Below are 21,739 nucleotides of genomic sequence, written 5' to 3'. Positions count from 1 at the left end.
CGGGGGATGCAGCCCGGCCGTCCGTGGCCGGGCGTATGTCGTGGGGAATCAGGCGCGCCTGCGCGACCAGCGAACCCCTTGGGCGGTGTCTTCCAGCACGATGCCTTCGGCGGCCAGCTGGTCGCGGATCGCATCGGCGCCGGCGAAGTCGCGGGCCTGCTTGGCCGCGTTGCGCGCGTCGATCAGGCCCTGGATGCGGGCGTCGTCGTCGGCATCGCCGGGGGCGTTGCCGAACCACGCGGCCGGATCCTGCTGCAGCAGGCCCAGTGCCAGGCCGGCGCCGAGCAGCGCCGACTTCCAGCGTGCCTGCCCGGCCGGGTCGGCCTTGCGTGCTTCGCCGGCGATGCGGGCCAGTTCGGCCAGGGCCTGCGGGGTATTGAGGTCGTCGTCCAGCGCCGCTTCGATCTCGGCCGGGATCGCGGCGGTGGCCTGGACATCGGCCAGGTCGCGCAGGGTGCCGTACAGCCGGTCCAGGGTGCGCACCGATTGTTCGATCAGGCCATCGGACCATTCCAGCGGTTGCCGGTAGTGGGCCGACAGCAGCGCATAGCGCAGGGCTTCGGGCGCGTACTTGCGCACCAGGTCATGCACGCGCTCGATGTTGCCGACCGACTTGCTCATCTTGGCGCCGCCGAAGTTGAGCATGCCGTTGTGCAGCCACACCGTGGCGAAGGTCTTGCCGCCGTGCGCGCATTCGCTCTGCGCGATCTCGTTTTCGTGGTGCGGGAACTGCAGGTCGACCCCGCCGGCATGGATGTCGATGGTTTCGCCCAGGTGCGCGGCGGCCATCGCCGAGCACTCGATGTGCCAGCCCGGGCGGCCACGGCCCCAGGGCGAGTCCCAGCCGGGCAGGTCGTCGCTGGACGGCTTCCACAGCACGAAGTCGCCCGGGTCGCGCTTGTACGGGGCCACATCCACCCGCGCCCCGGCCAGCATCTCATCCAGCGAACGGCCCGACAGCTTGCCGTAGTTGGCGAAAGAGGCCACCGAGAACAGCACGTGGCCCTCGGCCACGTAGGCGTGCTGGCCTGCGATCAGCTGCTCGACCATGGCGATGATCTGCGGGATGTGCGCGGTGGCCTCCGGCTCCAGGTCCGGCGGGGTCACGCCCAGCGCCGCCATGTCCTGGCGGTAGGCCGCGGCGAAACGGTCGGTGATGGTGGAGATCGGCACGTTCTGTTCGCGCGCCGCCGCGTTGATCTTGTCGTCCACGTCGGTGATGTTGCGGGCGTAGCGCAGCCCGCCGAAGCGGCGCCGCAGCAGGTCGGCCAGCACCCCGAACACCACCGGGCCGCGTGCGTTGCCGATATGCACGTAGTTGTAGACCGTGGGGCCGCACAGATACAGGGTCGGGCAGGTCGGATCGAGCGGGATGAACGGTTCGAGCTTGCGTGTCCGGTTGTTGTGCAGGTGCAGGGTCATGGGGGCCGTGGCGGGAGGGAAGGGGGCAAGCCCTCGATTTTAGATCACATCGGCCGCCAGCGCCGGGCCGGGCGGCCGTCCCGGGCACCCGTCGGGGTACTCCGGTCGGGCCGGGCTATGGGCAGATGCGCCGCGGAAGGGTAATGTTCAGCCCCTTGTGCCCGCCACTGCCTAAACTATCCCTCTTGTCCTCTTTCCGGTTGCCAATGAAATCCGCTTCGTTGTTGACGCTGGCCTGCCTGCTGGGAGGTGCCGCCTTCATTGCGTGCGCCCAGGACGGCGAGGTCCGTAACCGGGTGGTGATCGTCGAGAACGTCAAGTTCGACTATGCGCAGGTGCTCAACGTCGAGCCGGTGTTCCAGACCCTGCGTGCCACCCGCACCGAAGAACATTGCGAGCCGGTCTCCACCCGCACGCTGGCGCCGGTCAACGTGACCGGCGAGGAGCCGCAGGAGGACAAGGGCCGCCTGGGCCGGTTCATGGACTCGGTGCGCTCGATCTTCCGGCGTGAAGACGGCAGCGAAGAGGACGGCGTGGTGGTCGAAACGCCGGCCCCGGCCGCCAACCCCGGCCCGCTGCTGACCCGCGAGTGCCGGATCATCCCGGTCGGCCGCGAGTTCCGCCGCCCGATCGCCTACGACGTGGACTATGTCTACAAGGGCACCAAGTACCGCTCGCGGCTGCCCGAGGACCCGGGCAACCGGCTCAAGATCCGGGTCTCGATCACCCCCTGGATCGGCGCCGAGCAGGGCGCTCCCGCCAATCCCTGAGCCGGCATGCCGGCCCGCACTGGGTTGGCTGCCGGTTGGATTTCCCTCCAGGCCTTGCACCCACCCCGGGTGCATGCAAAGATGGGCGGCCATGAAACTCACCGACTTCCAGCACGACACCAGCGCCGCCCGCATGGCCACGGGCATGACCTCGCGTGCCCGCCGACCGGAACCCCACATTTTCGCTGGGTAACCGGAGCTTCGTGCTGTCTGTTCGGAAAACCCAGCCCCCGCGCTGGGTTTTTTCGTTTCTACGATTTGAAAAGTTTCATCTGTATACGTTTTGTTGAGCCCTGAACGCGCCCCGGCGCCCCCAACCTCCGCCGGAAACGGTGGAAAACCAGCCGCAAAGGATCGATCGATGTCCCTGAAGCACTTCCTGAACACCCAGGATTGGAGCCGCACCGACCTGGATGCCCTGCTGACCCAGGCCGCGCTGTTCAAGCGCAACAAGCTGGGCGACGAGCTCAAGGGCAAGTCGATTGCCCTGGTGTTCTTCAACCCGTCCATGCGTACCCGCACCAGCTTCGAGCTGGGCGCGTTCCAGCTGGGCGGCCACGCGGTCGTGCTGCAGCCGGGCAAAGACGCCTGGCCGATCGAATTCAACCTGGGCTCGGTGATGGACGGGGACACCGAGGAGCACATCGCCGAAGTGGCCAAGGTGCTGGGCCGCTACGTCGACCTGATCGGCGTGCGCGCCTTCCCGAAGTTCATCGACTGGAGCAAGGACCGCGAAGACGAAGTGCTCAAGAGCTTCGCCCGGTACTCGCCGGTGCCGGTGATCAACATGGAAACCATCACCCACCCGTGCCAGGAACTGGCCCACGTGATGGCGCTGCAGGAACACTTCGGCACCCAGGACCTGCGCGGCAAGAAGTACGTGCTGACCTGGACCTACCACCCCAAGCCGCTCAACACCGCCGTGGCCAACTCGGCGCTGACCATCGCCACCCGCATGGGCATGGACGTGACCCTGCTGTGCCCGACCCCGGACTACGTCCTGGACGAGCGTTACATGGGTTGGGCCGAGCAGAACGTGGCCGAAAGCGGCGGTTCGCTGCAGGTCAGCCACGACATCGCCAGCGCCTACGCCGGTGCCGACGTGGTCTATGCCAAGAGCTGGGGCGCGCTGCCGTTCTTCGGCAACTGGGAACCGGAAAAGCCCATCCGCGACCAGTACAAGCACTTCATCGTCGACGAGGCCAAGATGGCGCTGACCAACAACGGCGTGTTCAGCCACTGCCTGCCGCTGCGCCGCAACGTCAAGGCCACCGACGGGGTGATGGATTCGGCGCAGTGCATCGCGATCAACGAAGCCGAAAACCGCCTGCATGTGCAGAAGGCGATCATGTCGGCGTTGATCGGCCGCTGATCGAACGCATCCAACGGAGCAGCCACGCATGGCGTGGCTCTACCCGCCCCAACACAGATTCTTACCGCATTCCCAATGGACCTGACCCCCATGAGCAAGAAAGACATCGTCCTGGCCTTCTCCGGCGGACTCGACACCAGCTTCTGCGTGCCCTACCTGCAGGAACGCGGCTACAACGTGCACACCGTGTTCGCCGACACCGGCGGCGTGGACGACGAAGAGCGCGATTTCATCGAGAAGCGTGCCGCCGAGCTGGGCGTCACCAGCCACGTCACCGTCGATGGCGGCCCGGCGATCTGGAGCGGCTTCGTCAAGCCGTTCGTGTGGGCCGGCGAAGGCTACCAGGGCCAGTACCCGCTGCTGGTGTCCGACCGTTATCTGATCGTGGATGCCGCGCTCAAGCGCGCCGCCGAACTGGGCACCAACATCATCGCCCACGGCTGCACCGGCATGGGCAACGACCAGGTCCGTTTCGACCTGGCCGTGAAGGCACTGGGCGACTACCAGATCGTCGCGCCGATCCGCGAAATCCAGAAGGAACACACCCAGACCCGCGCCTACGAGCAGAAGTACCTGGAAGAACGCGGCTTCGGCGTGCGCGCCAAGCAGCAGGCCTACACCATCAACGAGAACCTGCTCGGCCTGACCATGTCCGGCGGCGAGATCGATCGTTGGGAAGCCCCGGGCGAAGGCGCTCGCGGCTGGTGCGCGCCGCGCAGCGAATGGCCGGTGGAGCCGCTCACCGTGACGCTGAAGTTCGTCGAAGGCGAAGCCGTCGCGCTGGACGGCAAGGCGCTGCCGGGCGAGCAGATCCTGGCCAAGCTCAACAAGCTGTTCGCCCCGTACGGCGTAGGCCGTGGCGTCTACACCGGCGACACCGTGATCGGCCTGAAGGGCCGCATCGTGTTCGAAGCGCCGGGCCTGGTATCGCTGCTGGCCGCGCACCGCGCGCTGGAAGATGCGGTGCTGACCAAGCAGCAGAACCGCTTCAAGCCGGACGTGGCGCGCAAGTGGGTGGAGCTGGTGTACGAAGGCTTCTACCACGACCCGCTGAAGACCGACATCGAGGCCTTCCTGAAGTCCTCGCAGGCCAAGGTCAACGGTGAAGTGGTGCTGGAGACCCGCGGTGGCCGCGTCGATGCGGTGGCGGTGAAGTCGCCGCACCTGCTCAACACCAAGGGCGCCACCTACGCGCAGTCGGCCGACTGGGGCGTGGAAGAGGCAGAAGGCTTCATCAAGCTGTTCGGCATGAGCTCCACGCTTTACGCGCAGGTGAATCGCTGAGGCGATTCACCGTGGTGCCGGCCGCTGGCCGGCTTCTCGCAGGGCCGATTGATGGTAGTGCCGGCCGCTGGCCGGCTCCTGGCACGGCTGGATCATTGCAGAGCCGGCCAGCGGCTGGCACTACCTCCCCACTAATGGATTTCTACGCGCATGCTTGAACAGACACTCGATCACCTGCAGCAGCTCGTGTCCTTCGACACGCGCAATCCGCCGCGTGCGATCACCACCGGCGGCATCTTCGATTACCTGCGTGCGAACCTGCCCGGGTTCAACGTGGAGGTGATCGACCATGGCGATGGTGCGGTCAGTCTGTATGCGGTGCGTGGCACGCCGAAGTACCTGTTCAACGTACACCTGGATACCGTGCCGGACTCGCCGCATTGGACGGCCGACCCGCACGGGATGCGGCGCGCGGACGATCGCGTGATCGGCCTGGGCGTGTGCGACATCAAGGGCGCTGCGGCGGCACTGGTGGCCGCAGCCAACGCCAGCGAGGGCGATGCCGCGTTCCTGTTCTCCAGCGACGAGGAAGCCAATGATCCGCGTTGCATCGCAGCCTTCCTCGCACGTGGCATTCCGTATGAAGCGGTGCTGGTGGCCGAACCGACCATGAGCGAAGCGGTGCTCGCCCACCGCGGCATCAGCTCGGTGCTGATGCAGTTCAGCGGCCGCGCCGGGCACGCCTCGGGCAAGCAGGATGCCGCGGCCAGTGCGCTGCACCAGGCCATGCGCTGGGGCAACCGCGCGCTGGACCATGTGGAATCGCTGGCGCATGCGCGCTTTGGCGGGCTGACCGGGCTGCGCTTCAACATCGGGCGCGTGGAGGGTGGCATCAAGGCCAACATGATCGCCCCGGCCGCCGAGGTCCGCTTCGGTTTCCGCCCGCTGCCGTCGATGGACATCGACGCGTTGCTGGCCACCTTCGCCAGCTTTGCCGAACCGGAGGCTGCGCTGTTCACCGAAACCTTCCGCGGCCCCAGTTTCCCGGCCGGCGACATCGCCGAAGCGGAGAACCGCCGCCTGCTGGCGCGCGACGTGGCCGACGCGCTGCATATCCCGATCGGCAACGCGGTGGACTTCTGGACCGAAGCCTCGCTGTTCTCGGCCGGGGGCTACACCACCCTGGTATACGGCCCGGGCGACATCGCCCAGGCCCATACCGCCGATGAGTTCGTCACGCTGGAGCAGCTGCAGCGTTACACCGAGTCCGTGCACCGCATCATCGCGCACGGTGCCTGATCGAATGACGCCGTCGTGGCCTGCCACTGACGGAACCTCCATCGCGGCCACGGCCGCCTGTGACGATACAAAAATGCCTTCTTCCCAGCCCCACCGCCAGACCCGCCAGACCATCGTGCGCCTGCTTTCGAGCATGGCCAGCGCCAAGGAAATCAGCCAGTACCTCAAGCGTTTCTCGCAGCTGGACGCCAAACGCTTTGCCGTGGTCAAGGTCGGCGGCGCGGTGCTGCGCGACGACCTGGACGCGCTGACCTCCTCGCTGTCGTTCCTGCAGGAAGTCGGGCTGACCCCGATCGTGCTGCACGGCGCCGGCCCGCAGCTGGACGCCGAGCTTTCGGCGGCCGGCATCGTCAAGCAGACCTTCAACGGCCTGCGGGTGACCTCGGCCGAAGGCTTGGCGATCGTGCGCCGGGTGTTCCAGGCTTCCAACCTGCAGCTGGTCGAAGCGCTGCAGCAGAACGGCGCGCGCGCCACCTCGATCACCGGTGGGGTGTTCGAAGCCGAATACCTGGACCAGGCCACGTACGGCCTGGTCGGCGAAGTGAAGAAGGTCAACCTGGCCCCGATCGAGGCCAGCCTGCGCGCCGGCTCGATCCCGGTGATCACCAGCCTGGGCGAAACCCGCTGTGGGCAGATCCTCAACGTCAACGCCGACTTCGCCGCCAACGAGCTGGTGCAGGAACTGCAGCCGTACAAGATCATCTTCCTGACCGGCACCGGCGGCCTGTTGGACGAGGAGGGCAGGCTGATCGATTCGATCAACCTGTCCACCGAGTACGACGCGCTGATGCAGCAGCCGTGGATCCACGGCGGCATGCGGGTCAAGATCGAACAGATCAAGGCCCTGCTGGACCGCCTGCCGCTGGAATCGTCGGTGTCCATCACCCGTCCGGCCGATCTGGCCAAGGAACTGTTCACCCACAAGGGCTCGGGCACGCTGGTGCGCAAGGGCGAGAAGGTGCTGCGCGCCACCGCCTGGAGCGAGCTGGACCTACCGCGCCTGAAGCAGTTGATCGAATCCAGCTTCGGCCGCACCCTGGTGGCCGATTACTTCGACAAGACCCGGCTGCTGCGCGCCTACGTCAGCGAGAACTACCGCGCCGCGGTGATCCTCACCGACGAAGCCGAAGGCGTGTACCTGGACAAGTTCGCCGTGCTCGACGATGCGCAGGGCGAGGGCCTGGGCCGGGCGGTATGGAATGTGATGCTCGATGAAACCCCGCAGCTGTTCTGGCGCTCGCGCCACGGCAACCCGATCAACCACTTCTACTACGCCGAATCCGATGGCTGCTACAAGCAGGGCCACTGGAAAGTGTTCTGGTTCGGTGCCGACGGCTTCGAGCGGATCAAGACCTATGTCGATCACTGCGCCGTGCGCACCCCCAGCCTGGAGGGCTGAACCGATGAATCATGCCGATTGGACCCGCGTTCCCACCCTGGCCGGGACGCACGCGCGGCTGGAGCCGCTGCAGATGGCGCATATCGACGGCCTGCGCGGTGCATTGGGCGATGGCGCGCTGTCCGGCCTCTGGTACACCCAGGTGCCCAGCGCCAAGACCATGACCGGCTACGTACAGGCCGCGCTGCAGGCCCAGGCCGAGGGCAAGGTGTTGCCGTTCGTGGTGCTCAACGCCGCCGACGAAGTGGTCGGCACCACCCGTTACTACGCCCTGGAAGAAGAGGTGCCGCGCCTGAGCATCGGCTACACCTGGTATGGGCAGGCCGCCCAGCGCACCGGCATCAACACCGAAACCAAGCTGATGCTGCTCAGCCACGCCTTCGAGCGGCTGAACTGCCTGAGCGTGGTGTTTGAAACCAGCTGGTTCAACTTCGCCTCGCGCACCGCCATCGCGCGGCTGGGCGCCAAGCAGGACGGCGTGCTGCGCAACCACAAACGGCATCCGGACGGCACCGCGCGCGACACCGTGATCTTCTCCATCATCGATGCGGAGTGGCAGGGCGTGAAGCGCCACCTGCAGCACCGTCTGGACGCACACGCATGAGCACTTCCACGCCGTTCACCGTCGGCATCGTCGGCGCCCGCGGCCATACCGGCGCCGAACTGATCAAGCTGATCGCCGCGCACCCGGGCCTGCAGCTGGGCTTTGTGTCCTCGCGCGAGCTGGCCGGGCAGCGCGTGGCCGACCACCACGCCGACTGGCACGGTGACCTGCAGTTCGAAAACCTGGACGCCGACGCCGTCGCCGCCAAGGGCATGGACGCGGTCATCCTGGCCTTGCCCAATGGCCTGTCGGCGCCGTTCGTCGCCGCGCTGGATGCGGCTGGCCCGGGTACGGTGATCGTGGACCTGTCGGCCGATCATCGCTTCGACGGTAGCTGGTACTACGGCCTGCCCGAACTGACGCGCGGCGGTTACCTGGGCCAGAAGCGGATCAGCAACCCCGGTTGCTACGCCACGGCCATGCAGCTGGCGATCAGCCCGCTGCTCACGGAACTGGCCGGCCCGCCGCAGTGCTTCGGGGTGTCCGGTTACTCCGGTGCCGGCACCAGCCCGTCGGACAAGAACAACCCCGAGCTGCTGCGCGACAACCTGATGCCGTATGCGCTGACCAACCACATGCACGAGCGCGAAGTCACCGCGCACCTGCGCGTGCCGGTGGAGTTCATGCCGCACGTGGCGCCGCATTTTCGCGGCATTACCATGACCGTCAACCTGTGGTTGCAGCAGGCGGTCAAGCGCGAGGACGTGATCGGGCGGTACCAGGCGTACTACGCCGGCGAGCCGCTGATCGAGGTGCTCGATGAAGCGCCATGGGTCAGCCGCATCGCCGGCCGCCATGGCGTGCAGATCGGCGGCTTCGACGTGGCCCCGGGCGGCAAGCGGCTGGTGGTGGTGGCCACCCTGGACAACCTGCTCAAGGGCGCGGCCACCCAGGCCATGCAGAACCTCAACCTGGCGCTGGGCCTGGACGAACTGGCCGCGATCCCGCACTGACCCCTCATCCGGCGCGCGCCCGGCGACGGCGCGTGCCCAACCCGGCGGAGCGATTCCGCCAACGGAGCAAGACATGGCAGACCTTCTGTGGCAGAAGCCCGGCGTGGCGGTGGATGCGAAAATCCAGCGCTTCCTGGCCGGCGACGATGTGATCCTGGACCGCGAATTCTTCCTGTACGACATCGCCGCCAGCAAGGCCCACGCACAGGGCCTGCAGCACATCGGCATCCTCTCCGGCCAGGAGCTGGACGGGCTGCTGCGCGAGCTGGACGTGCTGGGTGCCGACTTCCGCAGCGGCGCATTCGTGCTCGATGAGCAGTTCGAGGATTGCCATTCGGCGATCGAAGCCCGCCTGACCGAGCGCCTCGGCGATGCCGGCCGCAAGATCCACACCGGGCGCAGCCGCAACGACCAGATCCTGGTGGCCACCCGGCTGTGGTTGAAGGACAAGCTGCTGCAGGTGGCCGGCCTGAGCCGCGAGATCGCCAAGGTCGCACTCGACCGCGCCGAGGCCGAGAAGGACCTGCCGGTGCCCGGCTACACCCATATCCAGCGCGCCGTGGTGTCCTCGGCGGGCATGTGGTGGGCCGGTTGGGCCGAAGCCTTCATCGACAACGCGATCCGCGCCGGCGATACCTTCGCGCTGATCGATGCCAACCCGCTGGGCACCGCCGCCGGCTACGGCGTCAACCTGCCGCTGGACCGCGCCCACACCACCGCCGCGCTCGGCTTTGCGCGCCTGCAGGTGTCGCCGATCTATGCGCAGCTGTCGCGCGGCAAGTTCGAACTGGCCGCGCTGGAAGCCCTGGGCGGGGCTACCCTGGACCTGCGCCGGATCGCCTGGGACCTGTCGCTGTTCACCAGCGGCGAGTTCGGCTTCGTCGCGCTGCCGGCGCAGTACACCACCGGCAGCTCGATCATGCCCAACAAGCGCAATCCGGACGTGATCGAACTGATGCGCGCCACCCACGCCAGCGTGGCCGCCGCGCGCACCGAGATCGAACAGCTGCTGTCGCTGCCGTCGGGCTACCACCGCGACCTGCAGAGCAGCAAGGGCGCGATCGTGCACGGTTTCGGCCGCGGCCTGGCCGCGCTGGAGCTGCTGCCGGCGTTGCTGGCCAACCTGGAATGGCGCCAGGACAAACTGCGCGCGGCGATCGACTCGGGCATGTATGCCACCGACGTGGCCGTGGAAGCGGCCGTGGCCGGGGTACCGTTCCGCGAGGCCTACAAGGCCGCTGCGGCCGGTGCCGACAGTGCAGGGCAGGGGCGCACGCCCGAGGGCAGCCTGGCCGCGCGCGTCTCGCCCGGCGCGGCCGCGGACCTGCGGCTGGACGACCTGCGCGCGCGCTGGGCCGCATTGGTGTAATCACGACGGCGGCCGCAGGGCCGCCGTTTCTGCATGCAACGCCGGGCGCGGCCCGGCACAGAAACCCAAGGAACCCACATGGAAACCTGCTACCTGGTCCTGGTCAAACGCACCCCGGCCTTCCGCGATGACGTTGGCGCCGAGCACGTACGCTTCCTCGACGACGTACGCGCCCGCGGCCAGCTGGGGCTGACCGGCGGCTTCAGCGACAAGAGCGGCGGCGCCTACGTGCTGCGGGGCATCGCCGACCTGGCCGCCGCGCAGGCGCTGGTGGCCACCGATCCGTTGCTGGTGCACGGCAGTGCCACCGCCAGCATCCACGAATGGAACACGCGCTGAGGCATGCCCACCTGATGAGCCCGACCGTGCAATCGCCGTTTCCCGAACAAGCCGTGCCGAGCTGGAAGCGCGCGGTGCTGAAGGTGGGCAGCAGCCTGCTGGCCGCCGATGGCGGCGGGTTGTCGCCGCGCCATGCGCTGGGCCTGGCCCAGTTCGTCTCGGCCAATGTGCTGGCCGGGCGCGAGGTGGTGATCGTGTCGTCGGGCGCGGTCGCCGCCGGCCGTGCGATCGTGCCGCGCGCGCTGGAAGCCGGCGCGGCGATGGCCGCGCGCCAGGCCCTGGCCGCGCTCGGCCAGGCGCAGCTGATCGGCCTGTGGCAGCGGTTCTTCGAGCGCCCGGTGGCGCAGGTACTGCTGACCCATGACGACCTGCGCAACCGCCGCCGTTACCTCAATGCGCGCGCCACCCTCAACGAGCTGCTGCGGCTGGGCGCGCTGCCGGTGGTCAACGAGAACGACACTGTGTCGGTGGATGAGCTCAAGCTCGGCGACAACGACAACCTGGCCGCCACCGTGGCCGCGCTGATCGATGCCGACGTGCTGTTCATCGCCACCGACATCGATGGCCTGTACAGCGCAGACCCGCGCCGCGATCGGCAGGCTCGACCGATCCATGACGTGCCCGAGCTGACCGTCGAGGTACTGGCGATGGCCGGCGGCGCCGGCAGCGGGGCCGGCACCGGCGGCATGCACACCAAGCTGGAAGCGGCGGCCAAGGCCGGCCGGGTCGGTATCGATACCTGCCTGTTCAACGGCCGCAACAGCGATGTGGTGCGCGCGCTGGGGCAGGGCCGGCTGTTCGGCACGCGCATCCATGCCGGGCAGACCCGGGTGGCCGCGCGCAAGTACTGGCTGCGCCATGCGCCGCTGGAGCCGGGCGCGATCCTGGTCGATGACGGCGCGGCCAGCGCGCTGCGCGACAAGGGCGCCTCGCTGCTGCCCGGCGGCGTACGCGGCGCCGACGGCGACTTCCGCCGCGGCGACATGGTCGAAGTCCGCCTGCGCGATGCCGACGGCGAGGTGCGGCTGGCGCGCGGGGTCAGCCAGTATTCGGCCAGCGACATCCGCCGCATCGCCGGCCGCCACTCGCGCGACATCGAAAGCGTGCTCGGCTACAACTACGGGGGCAACGTGATCCATCGCGACGACCTGGTGCTGTTGTGATCGGTGTCCTGCCGGGGACGCCTGGGCACGTTCGACATCCCGCAGCCACGCATGGCGTGGCTCTACCTTGCTTTTCCCGAGGACATTGAGATGGACGCCAGTTCCCAACCCGACATCCGCACCCAGGCGCTGGCCTGCCGGGATGCTGCCCGGCAACTGGCGCAGCTGTCGTCCATCGCCAAGACGGCGCTGCTGGAGGCGATGGCCGCCGCACTGGAAGCCGATACCGATGCGATCCTGGCGGCCAACCAGCGCGACCTGGCGGCGGCCACGCAGAAGGGCATTGGGACCGCGATGCTCGATCGCCTGGCGCTGAACCGGCAACGCCTGGCCGGCATCGCCGCGGCACTGCGCGAGGTGGCCGCGTTGCCCGATCCGGTCGGTCAGGTCACCCGCGACGCGGTGCGCCCCAACGGCATCCGTGTGCAGAAGGTGCGCGTGCCGCTGGGGGTGATCGCGATGATCTACGAAGCCCGCCCGAACGTGACCGCCGATGCGGCCGCGCTGTGCATCAAGGCCGGCAACGGGGTGATCCTGCGCGGCGGTTCGGAGGCGATCCACTCCAATACCGCCATCGCCGCCGCGCTCAGGCGCGCGCTGCGCCAGGCCGGGGTGGCCGAGGCCGCACTGACCCTGGTCGAGGACCTGCGCCGGGAGACTATGCTGACCCTGCTGCAGCTCAACGACCTGGTCGACCTGGCGATCCCGCGCGGCGGCGAGGGGCTGATCCGTTTCGTGGCCGAACACGCGCGCGTGCCGGTGATCAAGCACTACAAGGGCGTCTGCCACCTGTACGTGGACCGCGCCGCGGATCTGCAGCGTGCGCTGGGCCTGCTGGTGGACGGCAAGTGCAGCCGGCCGTCGGCCTGCAATTCGCTGGAAACCCTGCTGGTGCACGCCGATATCGCCGCAGACTTCCTGCCGCTGGCCGCGCAGGCGCTGGCCGGGCGCGGCGTGCAGGTACGCGCCGATGCGCGCGCGCGCGCGTGGCTGCCCGACGCGCAGCCGGCCAGCGAGGAGGACTACGCGGCCGAATACCTGGACCTGATCATCGCCGTGCGCGTGGTCGACGACCTGGGCCAGGCATTGGCGCATATCCAGCAGTACAGCTCGGACCACACCGAGGTGATCGCCACCGAGGATGCGCAGGCCGCCGAGCGTTTCGTGCAGTCGCTGCGGTCGGCGGTGGTGATGGTCAATGCGTCGTCGCGGTTTTCCGACGGTGGCGAACTGGGCCTGGGCGCGGAGATCGGCATCTCCACCACCCGCCTGCACGCCTACGGCCCGATGGGCCTGGAGGCGCTGACGGTGGAGCGGTTCGTGGTGCGCGGGGAAGGGCAGACGCGGGCCTGAGCAGAGCAGCCGCGCAGAGCCCGGCTAGCCGGTCACCGCCACACAGCGTCGAAGCCGCGAACCGGTAGTGCCGGCCGCTGGCCGGCTCCTCGGTGTAGTCGGATGTGCGAGGAGCCGGCCAGCGGCCGGCACTACCGATGCGGTAGCCGGGCGGAGCCCGGCCCCACACCGGTCAGGCCGTGGGGGCCAGCACCTGATGGGTCACGCCAACCGGCCTTGCCTGGTCGTCCATGTGCAACGTGACCGCCTTGCCGCCGGCCAGCTGCGCGGCCAGCGCCGGGCTGGCGCCCAGGTCGCGGGCGATATCGGCCAGCGGCGCGTCCTGATGCGGCAGGCGGCGTTCCTTGCCGGCAAAACGCAGCCGGTTGTACTCGGCCCAGGCGATCAACAGCACCGCACAGGCCACCAGCATCACCGGCAGGGCGATCAGCACGAACGGGTCCACGGCCTGCTTGTACTCATACAGCTGCAGCCAGGCCAGCTGGCCGCCGAGCAGCCAGGAAACCAGGGTCACCAACGGCGCCCACAGGTAGAAATAGAAGCCCCAGAACGCCAGGGTCACAAAGCCCCAGGCGGTGCGCTGCAGCCGCGGCTGGCGGTGCGGTTTCTGGATCAGGCGCGAGTCGAAACGGCGGGTGGATTTGACGGTGTTCATCGGATACCCCGGTCAGGACTGACCCAGACCGCCCGCTTGCCACGGCGCTTGAACAGCGTCTTGGGGAAGGCCACCAGGGTCGTGAACAGGCTGATCAACCAGTATGCCATCGGGTACCAGATCACCCAGAAGTAATTGCGCCCGATATGGGTTTCGTAACGACGGTCGATGATCAGGCTGCTGGCGAACTGCAGCAGGCACACCAGGGCCAGGACCACCCCATGCCACTGCGGCAGCAGGGTGGCGATGTACAGGTCCGGCGGCAGCGCGATGAACTTGCCCAGCGCCCACAGCACGATGATGGCCAGCATGGTGTAGGCCCACAACACGCTCAGGATGTACTCCAGCAGCACGCCCCACATCCGCCGCTTGCGCCAGTCGAACAGCGAGCGGCCGTGCCGCAGCAGCACTTCCACGCCGCCCTGGGCCCAGCGCAGGCGTTGCCGCCACAGGCCGCTGAGGGTTTCAGGCATCAGGATGAAGCACAGCGCATTGGGTTCGTAGCGGATGTCCCAGTGGTCCAGCTGCAGGCGCCAGCTGATGTCGATGTCCTCGGTGACCATGTCATCGGCCCAGTAGCCGATGCGGTGCAGCGCGGTGCGGCGGAACCCGGCGATCACCCCGGAGATGGTGAAGATGCGCCCGTATACGCGCTGGGCGCGCTTGATCATGCCGATGATCGAGGAGAACTCGGCCACCTGCAGCCGCCCCAGCAGGGTGGAGCGGTTGCGGATGCGCGGGTTGCCGGTGACCGCGCCCACGCGCGGGCCGCTGGTCAGGTGCCAGACCATCCAGTGGGTGGCGTATTCCTCCAGCATCGCATCGCCGTCGATGCACACCAGGTATTCCGAACGCGCCGCCAGCGCGCCCATGCGCAGCGCATTGGCCTTGCCCAGGTTGCGGTCCAGGTGCACCACGCGCAGCCGCGGGTGCAGGGCGGCCATCGCATCCAGGCGCGGGCCCGTGTCGTCGCTGCTGCCATCGTTGATGGCGATCACTTCGAAGTCCGGGTAGTTCTGCCGCAGCGCCGCGCCCAGCGTGTCGGCCAGGTTGTCGGCCTCGTTGTGGCAGGGAATCAGGATCGAGGCGAACGGGTAGGCGGCCATCGGCGGCGGGTCGCTGCGGTCGCGCGCCTTGCGTTCGCGCCGGAAGAAGTAATACAGCCCGCCGGACATCCAGAAGAACGCCATCACCATGGGATAGAAGAAGGCGAACTGGAACAGGGCATAGAGGAACGGATGCATGGCGGCCTCACTTTTCCTCGTACGGGAAGCTGCGCGAGGACATCGCCGCGCGCGCGTCGGAAGTGGAAGGATGGCCGGCGATGAAGTCGTCCGGGTACCAGGCGAAATGGCGCACGCCCTGCGCCTGCAGGCGGCGGATCTGCGCGCGCAGGCGCGCACCGGGGATCGGCTTGCGGGTGCGCCAGTCCACCGTCTGCAGTTCGAACAGGGTCTGCGCCAGCTGCGGGTCGTGCTGGCGCACCGCCACCACCAACCGGTCCAGCCAGCGTTCGGGATTGCGGCTGCCTTCCATCCACGGCATGGCCATCAGCGCGGTGTGGTCGTAGGCCTTGTTGAACAGGTCCAGGCGCTGGGCGAACCAGCTGGCGCTCTGCGGCTGCAGCACCGGCTGGGCGTACAGGTTGCGCACGGTGGCCAGCTTGGGCCGCCAGCGCTGGGCCGAGGCACGCAGCTCCAGGGTGAAGTCGATCAGCGCCTGGGTACGCGCGCCGTCCTCGCCTTCGGCCGGCAGCTGGGTCAGTTCGGTGTCGCGCAGGTAGGCATCGTCGTGGAACAGCAGGCCTTCGAAGTAGGAGTTGATCGCCAGGTCTTCGTAGATGTCGGCGATGATCCGGCGCACCTGCGGGCGGGTGAAGTCCAGCCGGAAGATGCCGTCGCGTTCGGGGCTGGCGATGGCCAGCGCCTTGCGGATCTGCGGGTCCTTGAGTTCATAGCCCAGCACCGGCAACCAGGCGAACACTTTGACCTCGGCGCGGGTCTTGAGCTGCCAGGCCACGCGGTTGAACAGGTCCGCGCGCATCGGCAGGTGGCGGTTGGGGAAGTACAGCGCATCGGCCGAGCCATTGCCGTCCGGGTCGGCGAAGGCCTGCAGGAACACGTGGGTGGGGCCGATCTTCTTGACCCGCTCGATCAGCGCGTCCAGGTTCTTGCCCTGCTGCACCGGGTCGGCGTCGTAGACCGCGTCCAGGTCGATCTGCAGGGCGCGCATGCCGTCGCGCTCGACATCGCGGCGCAGCTCGTAGGCCAGTTCGATCACGGTGGGGTTGTCGGTCACCAGCAGCCGCGCTAGGCCGTGCAGGTCGCGCGTGACCGGGGTGCTGCGGCCTTCCAGGTCGAAGGACACCGGCATGCCGAGCTGCTCGGCGATGTCGTTGCTCAAGGCGTTGTAGGCCGCATACGGCCACACGATCGCCTTGGGCGACACCCCGACGTTGCGCTGGATGCGCTCCACGCTGCGGCTCAGGTCGGTGCGCAGCCGGGTTTGGTAGTCGGCCGCGCTTTCATAGCGTTTGGCCACCGGGTCGTAGATGCGGGTGATCACCGCCGGGGTGGAATTGCCCTGCGGGTTGGACTGCACGCCGTGGTGCAGGTTGTCGGTATGGCTGGCCAGTTCGATCAGCCCGCTCTTCTGCATTTCGCGCAACTGTTCCCAGCTGAGGAAATCATCGCGGGTGAACGGGCGGTAGCCGTAGTCGATCTGGCGGCCGGCCGGCATGTCCACGTAGTCGGTGATCACCGCCACCAGCGCCGGGTAGTTGTACGCGCGCAGCAGCGGGAACACCTTGCTGTAGACGCTGCGCAGGCCGTCATCGAAGGTCAGCAGCACCGGCTTGGGCGGCAGCGGCGCGCCGCCCTGGGAGGCGGCGATCAGCTGGGACAGCGACACCGGGTGGTAGCCATGGGCCGACAGCCAGTCCAGGTGCGCGGCGAAGTTCTGCGTGCTCACCGCGTAGGCGTCCGCATCGCCGGTGGTGGCCACGTCGTCGCGGACGTCGTGGTAGCTGAGCACCAGCAGGCCGTTGTCGGCCGCGTCCAGCAGCGCCGCCCGCGGCTGCGCCCCGGCCGGGGCCACTACCGCCAGCAACGCCAGCAGCACGCACAGGGTCCATCGTTTCAAATCCATGTGATGCATCTCATTGTCCCCAGCGCAGGCCGACGTCCAGCCCGATATGTCGTTCACGTTGTCCGTCGTACACCGGCCGCGACCAGCTCACGCCGTACTCGAAGATGCGCCCGACGCCGAACTGCCATTCATGGCGGTATTCGGCCGAGGGCACGATCGCGCTGCCATAGCCCTGCTGCCAGTACTGGCCCACCGACACGGTGAGGCGGTGGCGGAAGTGGCGTTCGTAGTGACGCCACAGCTGCTGGTCCACGCGCAGCCCCAGTTCCACCGAATGGTCTTCGGAGGGGTTGAAGTAGGGGGCGTCGTCGCGGCTGCCACGGCTGGCGTACGCGCTGCCCAGGCCATCCAGCAGCAAGGTCGGGCGGGTCAGCAGGCGCTGTTCGATCGCGGTGTTGACCGTGTCGCGGCGGTTGCCGTCGTCGTAGCGGAACTGGCTGGCGCCGATGCTCCAGTGGGTGCGTTCGTTGCGCTTGTAATCCACCGCCACGGCCACGCTGTCGGCACTGATGCCGGCCACGCGGGCCTGCATCGAGGCATCGGCGGCGTTGCGCGCGGCGGTGATGCCGGCATGCCACTGGTCGTTGAACTGCCAGCCGACGCCGGCGCTCAGGCCGGTGTCGCCGACATGGTCGTTGGCGCGGTCGACGAAGGCCTCGGCGTCGGCGCGGCCGAAGCGGTAGCGCGTGCCCAGGCCCAGCCGCAACGGCTGGATGGTCCGGTCCTGGAAATCGACGCTGCGGCGGTCGGCGAAGGCGACCACGCGCCAGCGGTCGTCGATCACCGGCGACTGCACTTCCACGCCGTAGCGGCCATCGTTCTTGCCCAGCGGCGAGGCACCGTCACCGCCGGCACTGCGCCCGCCTTCGGCATAGGCATGCAGCTGCCAGCCGCGGTGGGCGCGCCAGCTGCGCTCCATGCGCTGCACCGCGGGCTGGCCGGGGTAGCGCTGCATCAGGGTATCGTGCAGCGGGCGGGCCAGGTCGTCGCGCTGCAGTTCCACGTAGGCATCCACCTGGCCCAGCCGCGCCGGCACGTCGCGCGGGTCCAGGGTGTTGGCCATGCTGTAGCGTTCCAGCGCCTGCCGCGGCCAGCCGCGCATCATGTAGATGTTGCCCAGCGAGGATTGGGTGCCGGTGTTGCCCGGGGCGATCTCGATCATCGTTTCCAGCTCGCGCTGGGCGGTGGGCAGGTCGCCGCTGTAGGCGCGCACCATGGCCAGGTTGAGGTCGGCCTCGTAACGCGGCCAGTTGGCGTGCGGGGTCTTGGCCCCGTTGCTCCAGCGCCATGCCGGTTGGTCGGCCTGCCACTTCTTGAGCAGGGCGATGGCCGCCTCGGGCTGTTCGCTTTCCAGGTAGGCGTAGGCCAGTTCCGAGCGCACGTCCGGCGCGTCGGGGTCGGCCTGGAGCGCCGCGGCGAGCACCGGAATGGCCTCGCGCGGGTGCTCGGTGGCCATCAGCGAGTCGCCGATGGCGGCCATCAGGTAGTTCGGCACCGGATGGCCCTGGGCCAGCAGCGTGCGGTATTCGTCGCGCACCTGGGCGTGGCGGCCGAGGCGGTTGAGCAGGATCAGACGGTCGTGGCGGATCCGCAGCGGGGCGTCCTGCGCGCTGCTGCCGTCGCGGTCCAGGTAATGCTGCATGCGCGCCAGGGCGTCGTCGGCTTCATCCAGGCGGGTGTCTTCGCTGGTGCCGTAAGCCAGGCTCCAGCCGGCCAGCTTGGCCAGGTAGTTGGTTTCCAGGCGTTGCTGCTGCCCGGCGTCGAACAGTTGCGGGCGGGCCTGGTAGAGCTGCCAGGCCCGGTAGGCGTTGCCGATGTCGGCCAGGGTCAGCACCTGCAGCTTATAGAGCAGCTCGTCCTGTGGCGCGCGCAGCTGCGCCCGTTCGATCGCGGCCAGCGCGTCGAGCCACTGGGCGTGGTCGCGGTACTGGCCGATTTCGGCCAGGGGGTCTGCCGGCGTGGGCGCCGCATGGGCGCTGGTGCTGGTCAGACAGAGTGTGGCGCATGCCAGGCTGACGCAAAGCGCCAGCGGCCGATGGTTGTGCATGGAACCCCCGAGCATCCTTTCAGTGATGTGATCTGCGAAACTGTGACGCACATCACATGCCAATCCTGCCTGACTTTTATGGTGTATACAAATCGTTAAGGCATGGGTTCAGCAAGGCGGTCTGTCGAACTGCGCGCATAACAGGTCGCAATGCCTTGATTACAAAGGCTATCCAGCCGAAGCCACGGCGAACTTCGGAAACGTCCTCCGCCCTGAAGCCGTTCAGTGGGGCATCCACGGCCGGCGGCCGCGATGGACTGCCTGCCGTGGCCGGCAGGTCAGTTAGTGACACGCTACGTCAGCAGATGCGCAGGGCGCGTGTAGATGTGCCGTTCACCACTGGTCTTCGAGCTTCTGCGGCTTGCAGGCCACCCAGGAGGCGCTGAGCAGGACCACCGCGCAGACCACCAGGAAGCCGAACGGCAGGTGCCAGCCGCCGCTGATTTCGTGCAGCCAGCCGAACAGGAACGGGCCCAGGCAGCTGAAGGCGTAGCCGACGCCCTGCATGAAGCCGGACAGGGCCGCAGAACCGGCGGGGGTGCGGGTGCGCAGGTTGATCAGGGTCAGCGCCAGCGGGAAGGTCGACGGCCCCACACCGAGCAGCACCGCCCACAGCCAGGGCGCTTTCATCGGGGCGAACAACAGGCCGGCAAAGGCGATCAGGAACGCCGAAAAACCGATCAGCACCAGCGGGAACGGGTTGCGCAGGCGTACCGCCAGGGCCGGCATGGTCAGCGAGGGCAGCAGGCCGCAGGCGGCGAAGATGGCCACCATGATGCCGCCGAAGGCCGGGGTGGCACCGGCTTCGACGACGATGCGCGGCAGCCAGGTGAACATCGAGTAGGTCATCAGCGAGGTCATGCCGAACATCAGGGTCATGCCCCAGCCCAGCGGGGTGCGCCAGACTTTGCCATGCGGCTGGGCGGCGGGGTCGGCGGCGGTATCCAGCGGGTCCGGGTGCGGGCGGCGGCGGGCCAGCATCACCCAGGGCAGGGCGGCGGCCAGGGCCAGGATCGCCCAGATGCCCAGCGAGACGCGCCAGCCGGCGCTCTGGGCCAGCGGTACGGCGAGCAGGGCCGGCAGCATGGTGCCGATCTGCAGGACGGTGATGTACAGGGTGCTGACGGTGCCGACGCGGTTGGCGAAGTAGCGTTTGACCAGCGGCGGGACGACGACGTTGCCGATGCCCATGCCGGCCAGGGCGACCACCGAGCCGAACAGCAGGCTGCCGACGCCGCCGGCCATCGAGCGCAGCAGCAGGCCGACGGCGGCCAGGACCATGGCCAGCAGGGCGGTGCGTTCCAGGCCGATGCGGCGGGCCAGCAGCGGGGTGGTGACGCCGAACAGGGCGAACGAGGCGGTGGGCAGCATGCCGAGTACGCCGGTCATGGTGGTGCCAAAGCCGAAGGTCTGGCCCAGCAGGTCCAGCAGCGGGGTGACCGAGGTGACGGCGGTGCGCAGGTTCAGTGCGGCCAGCAGGATGGCGGCAAAGGCGAGCACGCGTCCGCGCAGCAGGGACGAGGCGTGGGGATCTGGGTGGGTCATGGACGTGGATCTCGTGCAGGTGGCGCAACACCGTGGGGCGGATGTGCGGAAACGCAGCATGCGGCGCCAGCGCCGGATGCTGCGGGGATTCGATGGCTGGGATGGGGCAGGCCGCGCGCGCATCCCGAGGCGGGCATTGTACCTGCGCGGAATGTCGGGCCGATGAAACGCTGGGGCGACACCGGTCGAGCCGATAGGGCGGTCGGATCGATCCGACAAGACGGTTCGATCCGAAAAACAAGACGGTAGTGCCGGCCGCTGGCCGGCAGCTTTGTGCAGAATTCCAGAATTCCAGAATTCCAGAAGCCCAAAGCCCAAAGCCCAAAGCCCAAAGCCCAAAGCCCAAAGCCCAAAGCCCAAAGCCCAAAGCCCAAAGCCCAGCTTTGCCGATGTATGCAGTGTGGTCTGGCGGGTGTGGGTGTGCGGGACACGCCGTAAACCCGTCCGTGGGGGCTCGGCCAAAACTTGCTCGCATGCGCTTTCCTGCGCATCCGGCAAGGCCGGGGTTGGGCGTCCTGCCCAACCCGTCCGGCGCATGCGCCGGACCCATGTTTTGGACGGTCCCGCACACCCACACCCGCCAGACCATTGACAACGTATCGGTGGCCTCGGGGCGAGCAGAACGGCACGATAGCCGGCCACTGCTCTTTCCCGCCGCATCCGTGAAATCGTCCTGAGGAGGCCGGGCAGCCCTATCCGGGACTGTCGAAAACATGGATGTTTTCGCCAAGCCCCCACGGGTGAGGGGGCATTGCTTGCGAGGCACTGCCTCGCATGCGCCCGAACGCACAGCCGCCGGCGGCTGGGCCGGACCGCGGAGCGGGGTTTACGGCGTGTCCCGGATAGGGCTGCCCGGCCTCCTCCCGCCTGGAGAAGGCGAGACGCTGCTCTTGCTTGTGCACGGCGGGCGCTTGCCAAGACGGGCAAAGAAGCAAGCAAATCAATAGAAACAAAAAAGCCCGGAGGACTTTCGTCTTCCAGGCTTCAATGTGACCATCAAATGGTCGGGGAGACAGGATTCGAACCTGCGACCTCTACGTCCCGAACGTAGCGCTCTACCAGACTGAGCTACACCCCG

Annotated in this window: 17 protein-coding genes and 1 tRNA gene; 11 read left to right on the top strand and 7 right to left on the bottom strand. The window is 68.1% G+C overall.

Features of this window, described 5'->3' with window-relative positions; all coding sequences use genetic code 11:
* Window positions 1–48 precede the first annotated feature (48 nt).
* Window positions 49–1,422, bottom strand: a complete 1,374-nt coding sequence (cysS, locus tag IC535_RS02035) for a cysteine--tRNA ligase (RefSeq protein WP_228884477.1) — start codon at window positions 1,420–1,422, stop codon at window positions 49–51.
* 206 nt (window positions 1,423–1,628) lie between these two features.
* Between cysS and IC535_RS02030 the strand changes: the two genes are divergently transcribed.
* The 11 genes from IC535_RS02030 (at window position 1,629) to IC535_RS01980 (ending at window position 13,267) form a co-directional block, all read left to right on the top strand.
* Window positions 1,629–2,192: a hypothetical protein gene (locus IC535_RS02030; protein WP_228884478.1), complete on the top strand. Its 564-nt coding sequence runs from the start codon at window positions 1,629–1,631 to the stop codon at window positions 2,190–2,192.
* A 361-nt stretch (window positions 2,193–2,553) separates the two neighbouring features.
* A complete protein-coding gene (locus tag IC535_RS02025) occupies window positions 2,554–3,564 on the top strand; it encodes an N-acetylornithine carbamoyltransferase (protein WP_228884479.1) in 1,011 nt (336 codons plus the stop codon).
* A gap of 90 nt (window positions 3,565–3,654) precedes the next feature.
* Window positions 3,655–4,848: an argininosuccinate synthase gene (locus tag IC535_RS02020; RefSeq protein WP_228884480.1), complete on the top strand. Its 1,194-nt coding sequence runs from the start codon at window positions 3,655–3,657 to the stop codon at window positions 4,846–4,848.
* Window positions 4,849–4,998: 150 nt separating this feature from the next.
* Window positions 4,999–6,087: an acetylornithine deacetylase gene (locus IC535_RS02015; RefSeq protein WP_228884481.1), complete on the top strand. Its 1,089-nt coding sequence runs from the start codon at window positions 4,999–5,001 to the stop codon at window positions 6,085–6,087.
* A gap of 73 nt (window positions 6,088–6,160) precedes the next feature.
* Window positions 6,161–7,486: an acetylglutamate kinase gene (locus tag IC535_RS02010; protein ID WP_228884482.1), complete on the top strand. Its 1,326-nt coding sequence runs from the start codon at window positions 6,161–6,163 to the stop codon at window positions 7,484–7,486.
* Window positions 7,487–7,490: 4 nt separating this feature from the next.
* Entirely contained in the window at window positions 7,491–8,090 is a 600-nt protein-coding gene (locus IC535_RS02005) for a GNAT family N-acetyltransferase (RefSeq protein WP_228884483.1), read from the top strand.
* Window positions 8,087–9,043, top strand: coding sequence for an N-acetyl-gamma-glutamyl-phosphate reductase (gene argC, locus IC535_RS02000; RefSeq protein ID WP_228884484.1), 957 nt, complete (start codon window positions 8,087–8,089; stop codon window positions 9,041–9,043). The genes IC535_RS02005 and argC overlap by 4 nt, the downstream gene beginning before the upstream one ends.
* A 73-nt stretch (window positions 9,044–9,116) precedes the next feature.
* The gene (locus tag IC535_RS01995) at window positions 9,117–10,412 is read left to right on the top strand and encodes an argininosuccinate lyase (RefSeq protein WP_228884485.1); all 1,296 of its coding nucleotides are present in this window, start codon (window positions 9,117–9,119) and stop codon (window positions 10,410–10,412) included.
* A gap of 78 nt (window positions 10,413–10,490) precedes the next feature.
* Window positions 10,491–10,751 carry a YciI family protein gene (locus IC535_RS01990; protein WP_228884486.1) on the top strand — a complete coding sequence of 87 codons (261 nt, stop codon included), beginning with the start codon at window positions 10,491–10,493 and terminating at the stop codon, window positions 10,749–10,751.
* A gap of 14 nt (window positions 10,752–10,765) precedes the next feature.
* Entirely contained in the window at window positions 10,766–11,914 is a 1,149-nt protein-coding gene (gene proB, locus IC535_RS01985; protein WP_429000312.1) for a glutamate 5-kinase, read from the top strand.
* Window positions 11,915–12,004: 90 nt separating this feature from the next.
* Window positions 12,005–13,267 (top strand): glutamate-5-semialdehyde dehydrogenase, encoded by a 1,263-nt coding sequence (locus tag IC535_RS01980; protein WP_228884487.1) that lies wholly within the window; start codon window positions 12,005–12,007, stop codon window positions 13,265–13,267.
* A 172-nt stretch (window positions 13,268–13,439) separates the two neighbouring features.
* Here the strand turns inward: IC535_RS01980 and pgaD are convergent, their stop codons facing one another.
* The 6 genes from pgaD to IC535_RS01950 form a co-directional block, all read right to left on the bottom strand.
* Window positions 13,440–13,922 carry a poly-beta-1,6-N-acetyl-D-glucosamine biosynthesis protein PgaD gene (gene pgaD / locus IC535_RS01975; RefSeq protein ID WP_228884488.1) on the bottom strand — a complete coding sequence of 161 codons (483 nt, stop codon included), beginning with the start codon at window positions 13,920–13,922 and terminating at the stop codon, window positions 13,440–13,442.
* Window positions 13,919–15,166, bottom strand: coding sequence for a poly-beta-1,6-N-acetyl-D-glucosamine synthase (gene pgaC / locus IC535_RS01970; protein WP_228884489.1), 1,248 nt, complete (start codon window positions 15,164–15,166; stop codon window positions 13,919–13,921). The genes pgaD and pgaC overlap by 4 nt, the downstream gene beginning before the upstream one ends.
* Window positions 15,167–15,173: 7 nt before the next feature.
* On the bottom strand, window positions 15,174–17,069 hold the full coding sequence (pgaB, locus tag IC535_RS01965; protein ID WP_228884490.1) for a poly-beta-1,6-N-acetyl-D-glucosamine N-deacetylase PgaB: 1,896 nt from the start codon (window positions 17,067–17,069) through the stop codon (window positions 15,174–15,176).
* A 10-nt stretch (window positions 17,070–17,079) separates the two neighbouring features.
* The gene (pgaA, locus tag IC535_RS01960; RefSeq protein ID WP_228884491.1) at window positions 17,080–19,116 is read right to left on the bottom strand and encodes a poly-beta-1,6 N-acetyl-D-glucosamine export porin PgaA; all 2,037 of its coding nucleotides are present in this window, start codon (window positions 19,114–19,116) and stop codon (window positions 17,080–17,082) included.
* Window positions 19,117–19,449: 333 nt separating this feature from the next.
* A complete protein-coding gene (locus IC535_RS01955; protein ID WP_228884492.1) occupies window positions 19,450–20,661 on the bottom strand; it encodes a CynX/NimT family MFS transporter in 1,212 nt (403 codons plus the stop codon).
* A 1,001-nt stretch (window positions 20,662–21,662) separates the two neighbouring features.
* Window positions 21,663–21,739: transfer RNA gene (locus IC535_RS01950), tRNA-Pro, on the bottom strand.

It is taken from the genome of Stenotrophomonas rhizophila (genome assembly GCF_020857975.1).
GTDB lineage: Bacteria > Pseudomonadota > Gammaproteobacteria > Xanthomonadales > Xanthomonadaceae > Stenotrophomonas > Stenotrophomonas rhizophila_C.
This window is presented reverse-complemented; position numbering and strand designations above follow the sequence as displayed.

Bases quoted from the DNA above. Each gene is read 5' to 3' on its own strand.
- IC535_RS02005 (WP_228884483.1), top strand. From the start codon at position 7,491: ATGAATCATGCCGATTGGACCCGCGTTCCCACCCTGGCCGGGACGCAC.
- pgaD (WP_228884488.1), bottom strand. From the start codon at position 13,922: ATGAACACCGTCAAATCCACCCGCCGTTTCGACTCGCGCCTGATCCAG.
- pgaB (WP_228884490.1), bottom strand. From the start codon at position 17,069: ATGGATTTGAAACGATGGACCCTGTGCGTGCTGCTGGCGTTGCTGGCG.
- IC535_RS02015 (WP_228884481.1), top strand. From the start codon at position 4,999: ATGCTTGAACAGACACTCGATCACCTGCAGCAGCTCGTGTCCTTCGAC.
- IC535_RS01955 (WP_228884492.1), bottom strand. From the start codon at position 20,661: ATGACCCACCCAGATCCCCACGCCTCGTCCCTGCTGCGCGGACGCGTG.
- IC535_RS02025 (WP_228884479.1), top strand. From the start codon at position 2,554: ATGTCCCTGAAGCACTTCCTGAACACCCAGGATTGGAGCCGCACCGAC.
- pgaA (WP_228884491.1), bottom strand. From the start codon at position 19,116: ATGCACAACCATCGGCCGCTGGCGCTTTGCGTCAGCCTGGCATGCGCC.
- argC (WP_228884484.1), top strand. From the start codon at position 8,087: ATGAGCACTTCCACGCCGTTCACCGTCGGCATCGTCGGCGCCCGCGGC.
- cysS (WP_228884477.1), bottom strand. From the start codon at position 1,422: ATGACCCTGCACCTGCACAACAACCGGACACGCAAGCTCGAACCGTTC.
- IC535_RS02020 (WP_228884480.1), top strand. From the start codon at position 3,655: ATGAGCAAGAAAGACATCGTCCTGGCCTTCTCCGGCGGACTCGACACC.
- IC535_RS02030 (WP_228884478.1), top strand. From the start codon at position 1,629: ATGAAATCCGCTTCGTTGTTGACGCTGGCCTGCCTGCTGGGAGGTGCC.
- proB (WP_429000312.1), top strand. From the start codon at position 10,766: ATGAGCCCGACCGTGCAATCGCCGTTTCCCGAACAAGCCGTGCCGAGC.
- pgaC (WP_228884489.1), bottom strand. From the start codon at position 15,166: ATGCATCCGTTCCTCTATGCCCTGTTCCAGTTCGCCTTCTTCTATCCC.
- IC535_RS01990 (WP_228884486.1), top strand. From the start codon at position 10,491: ATGGAAACCTGCTACCTGGTCCTGGTCAAACGCACCCCGGCCTTCCGC.
- IC535_RS02010 (WP_228884482.1), top strand. From the start codon at position 6,161: ATGCCTTCTTCCCAGCCCCACCGCCAGACCCGCCAGACCATCGTGCGC.
- IC535_RS01995 (WP_228884485.1), top strand. From the start codon at position 9,117: ATGGCAGACCTTCTGTGGCAGAAGCCCGGCGTGGCGGTGGATGCGAAA.
- IC535_RS01980 (WP_228884487.1), top strand. From the start codon at position 12,005: ATGGACGCCAGTTCCCAACCCGACATCCGCACCCAGGCGCTGGCCTGC.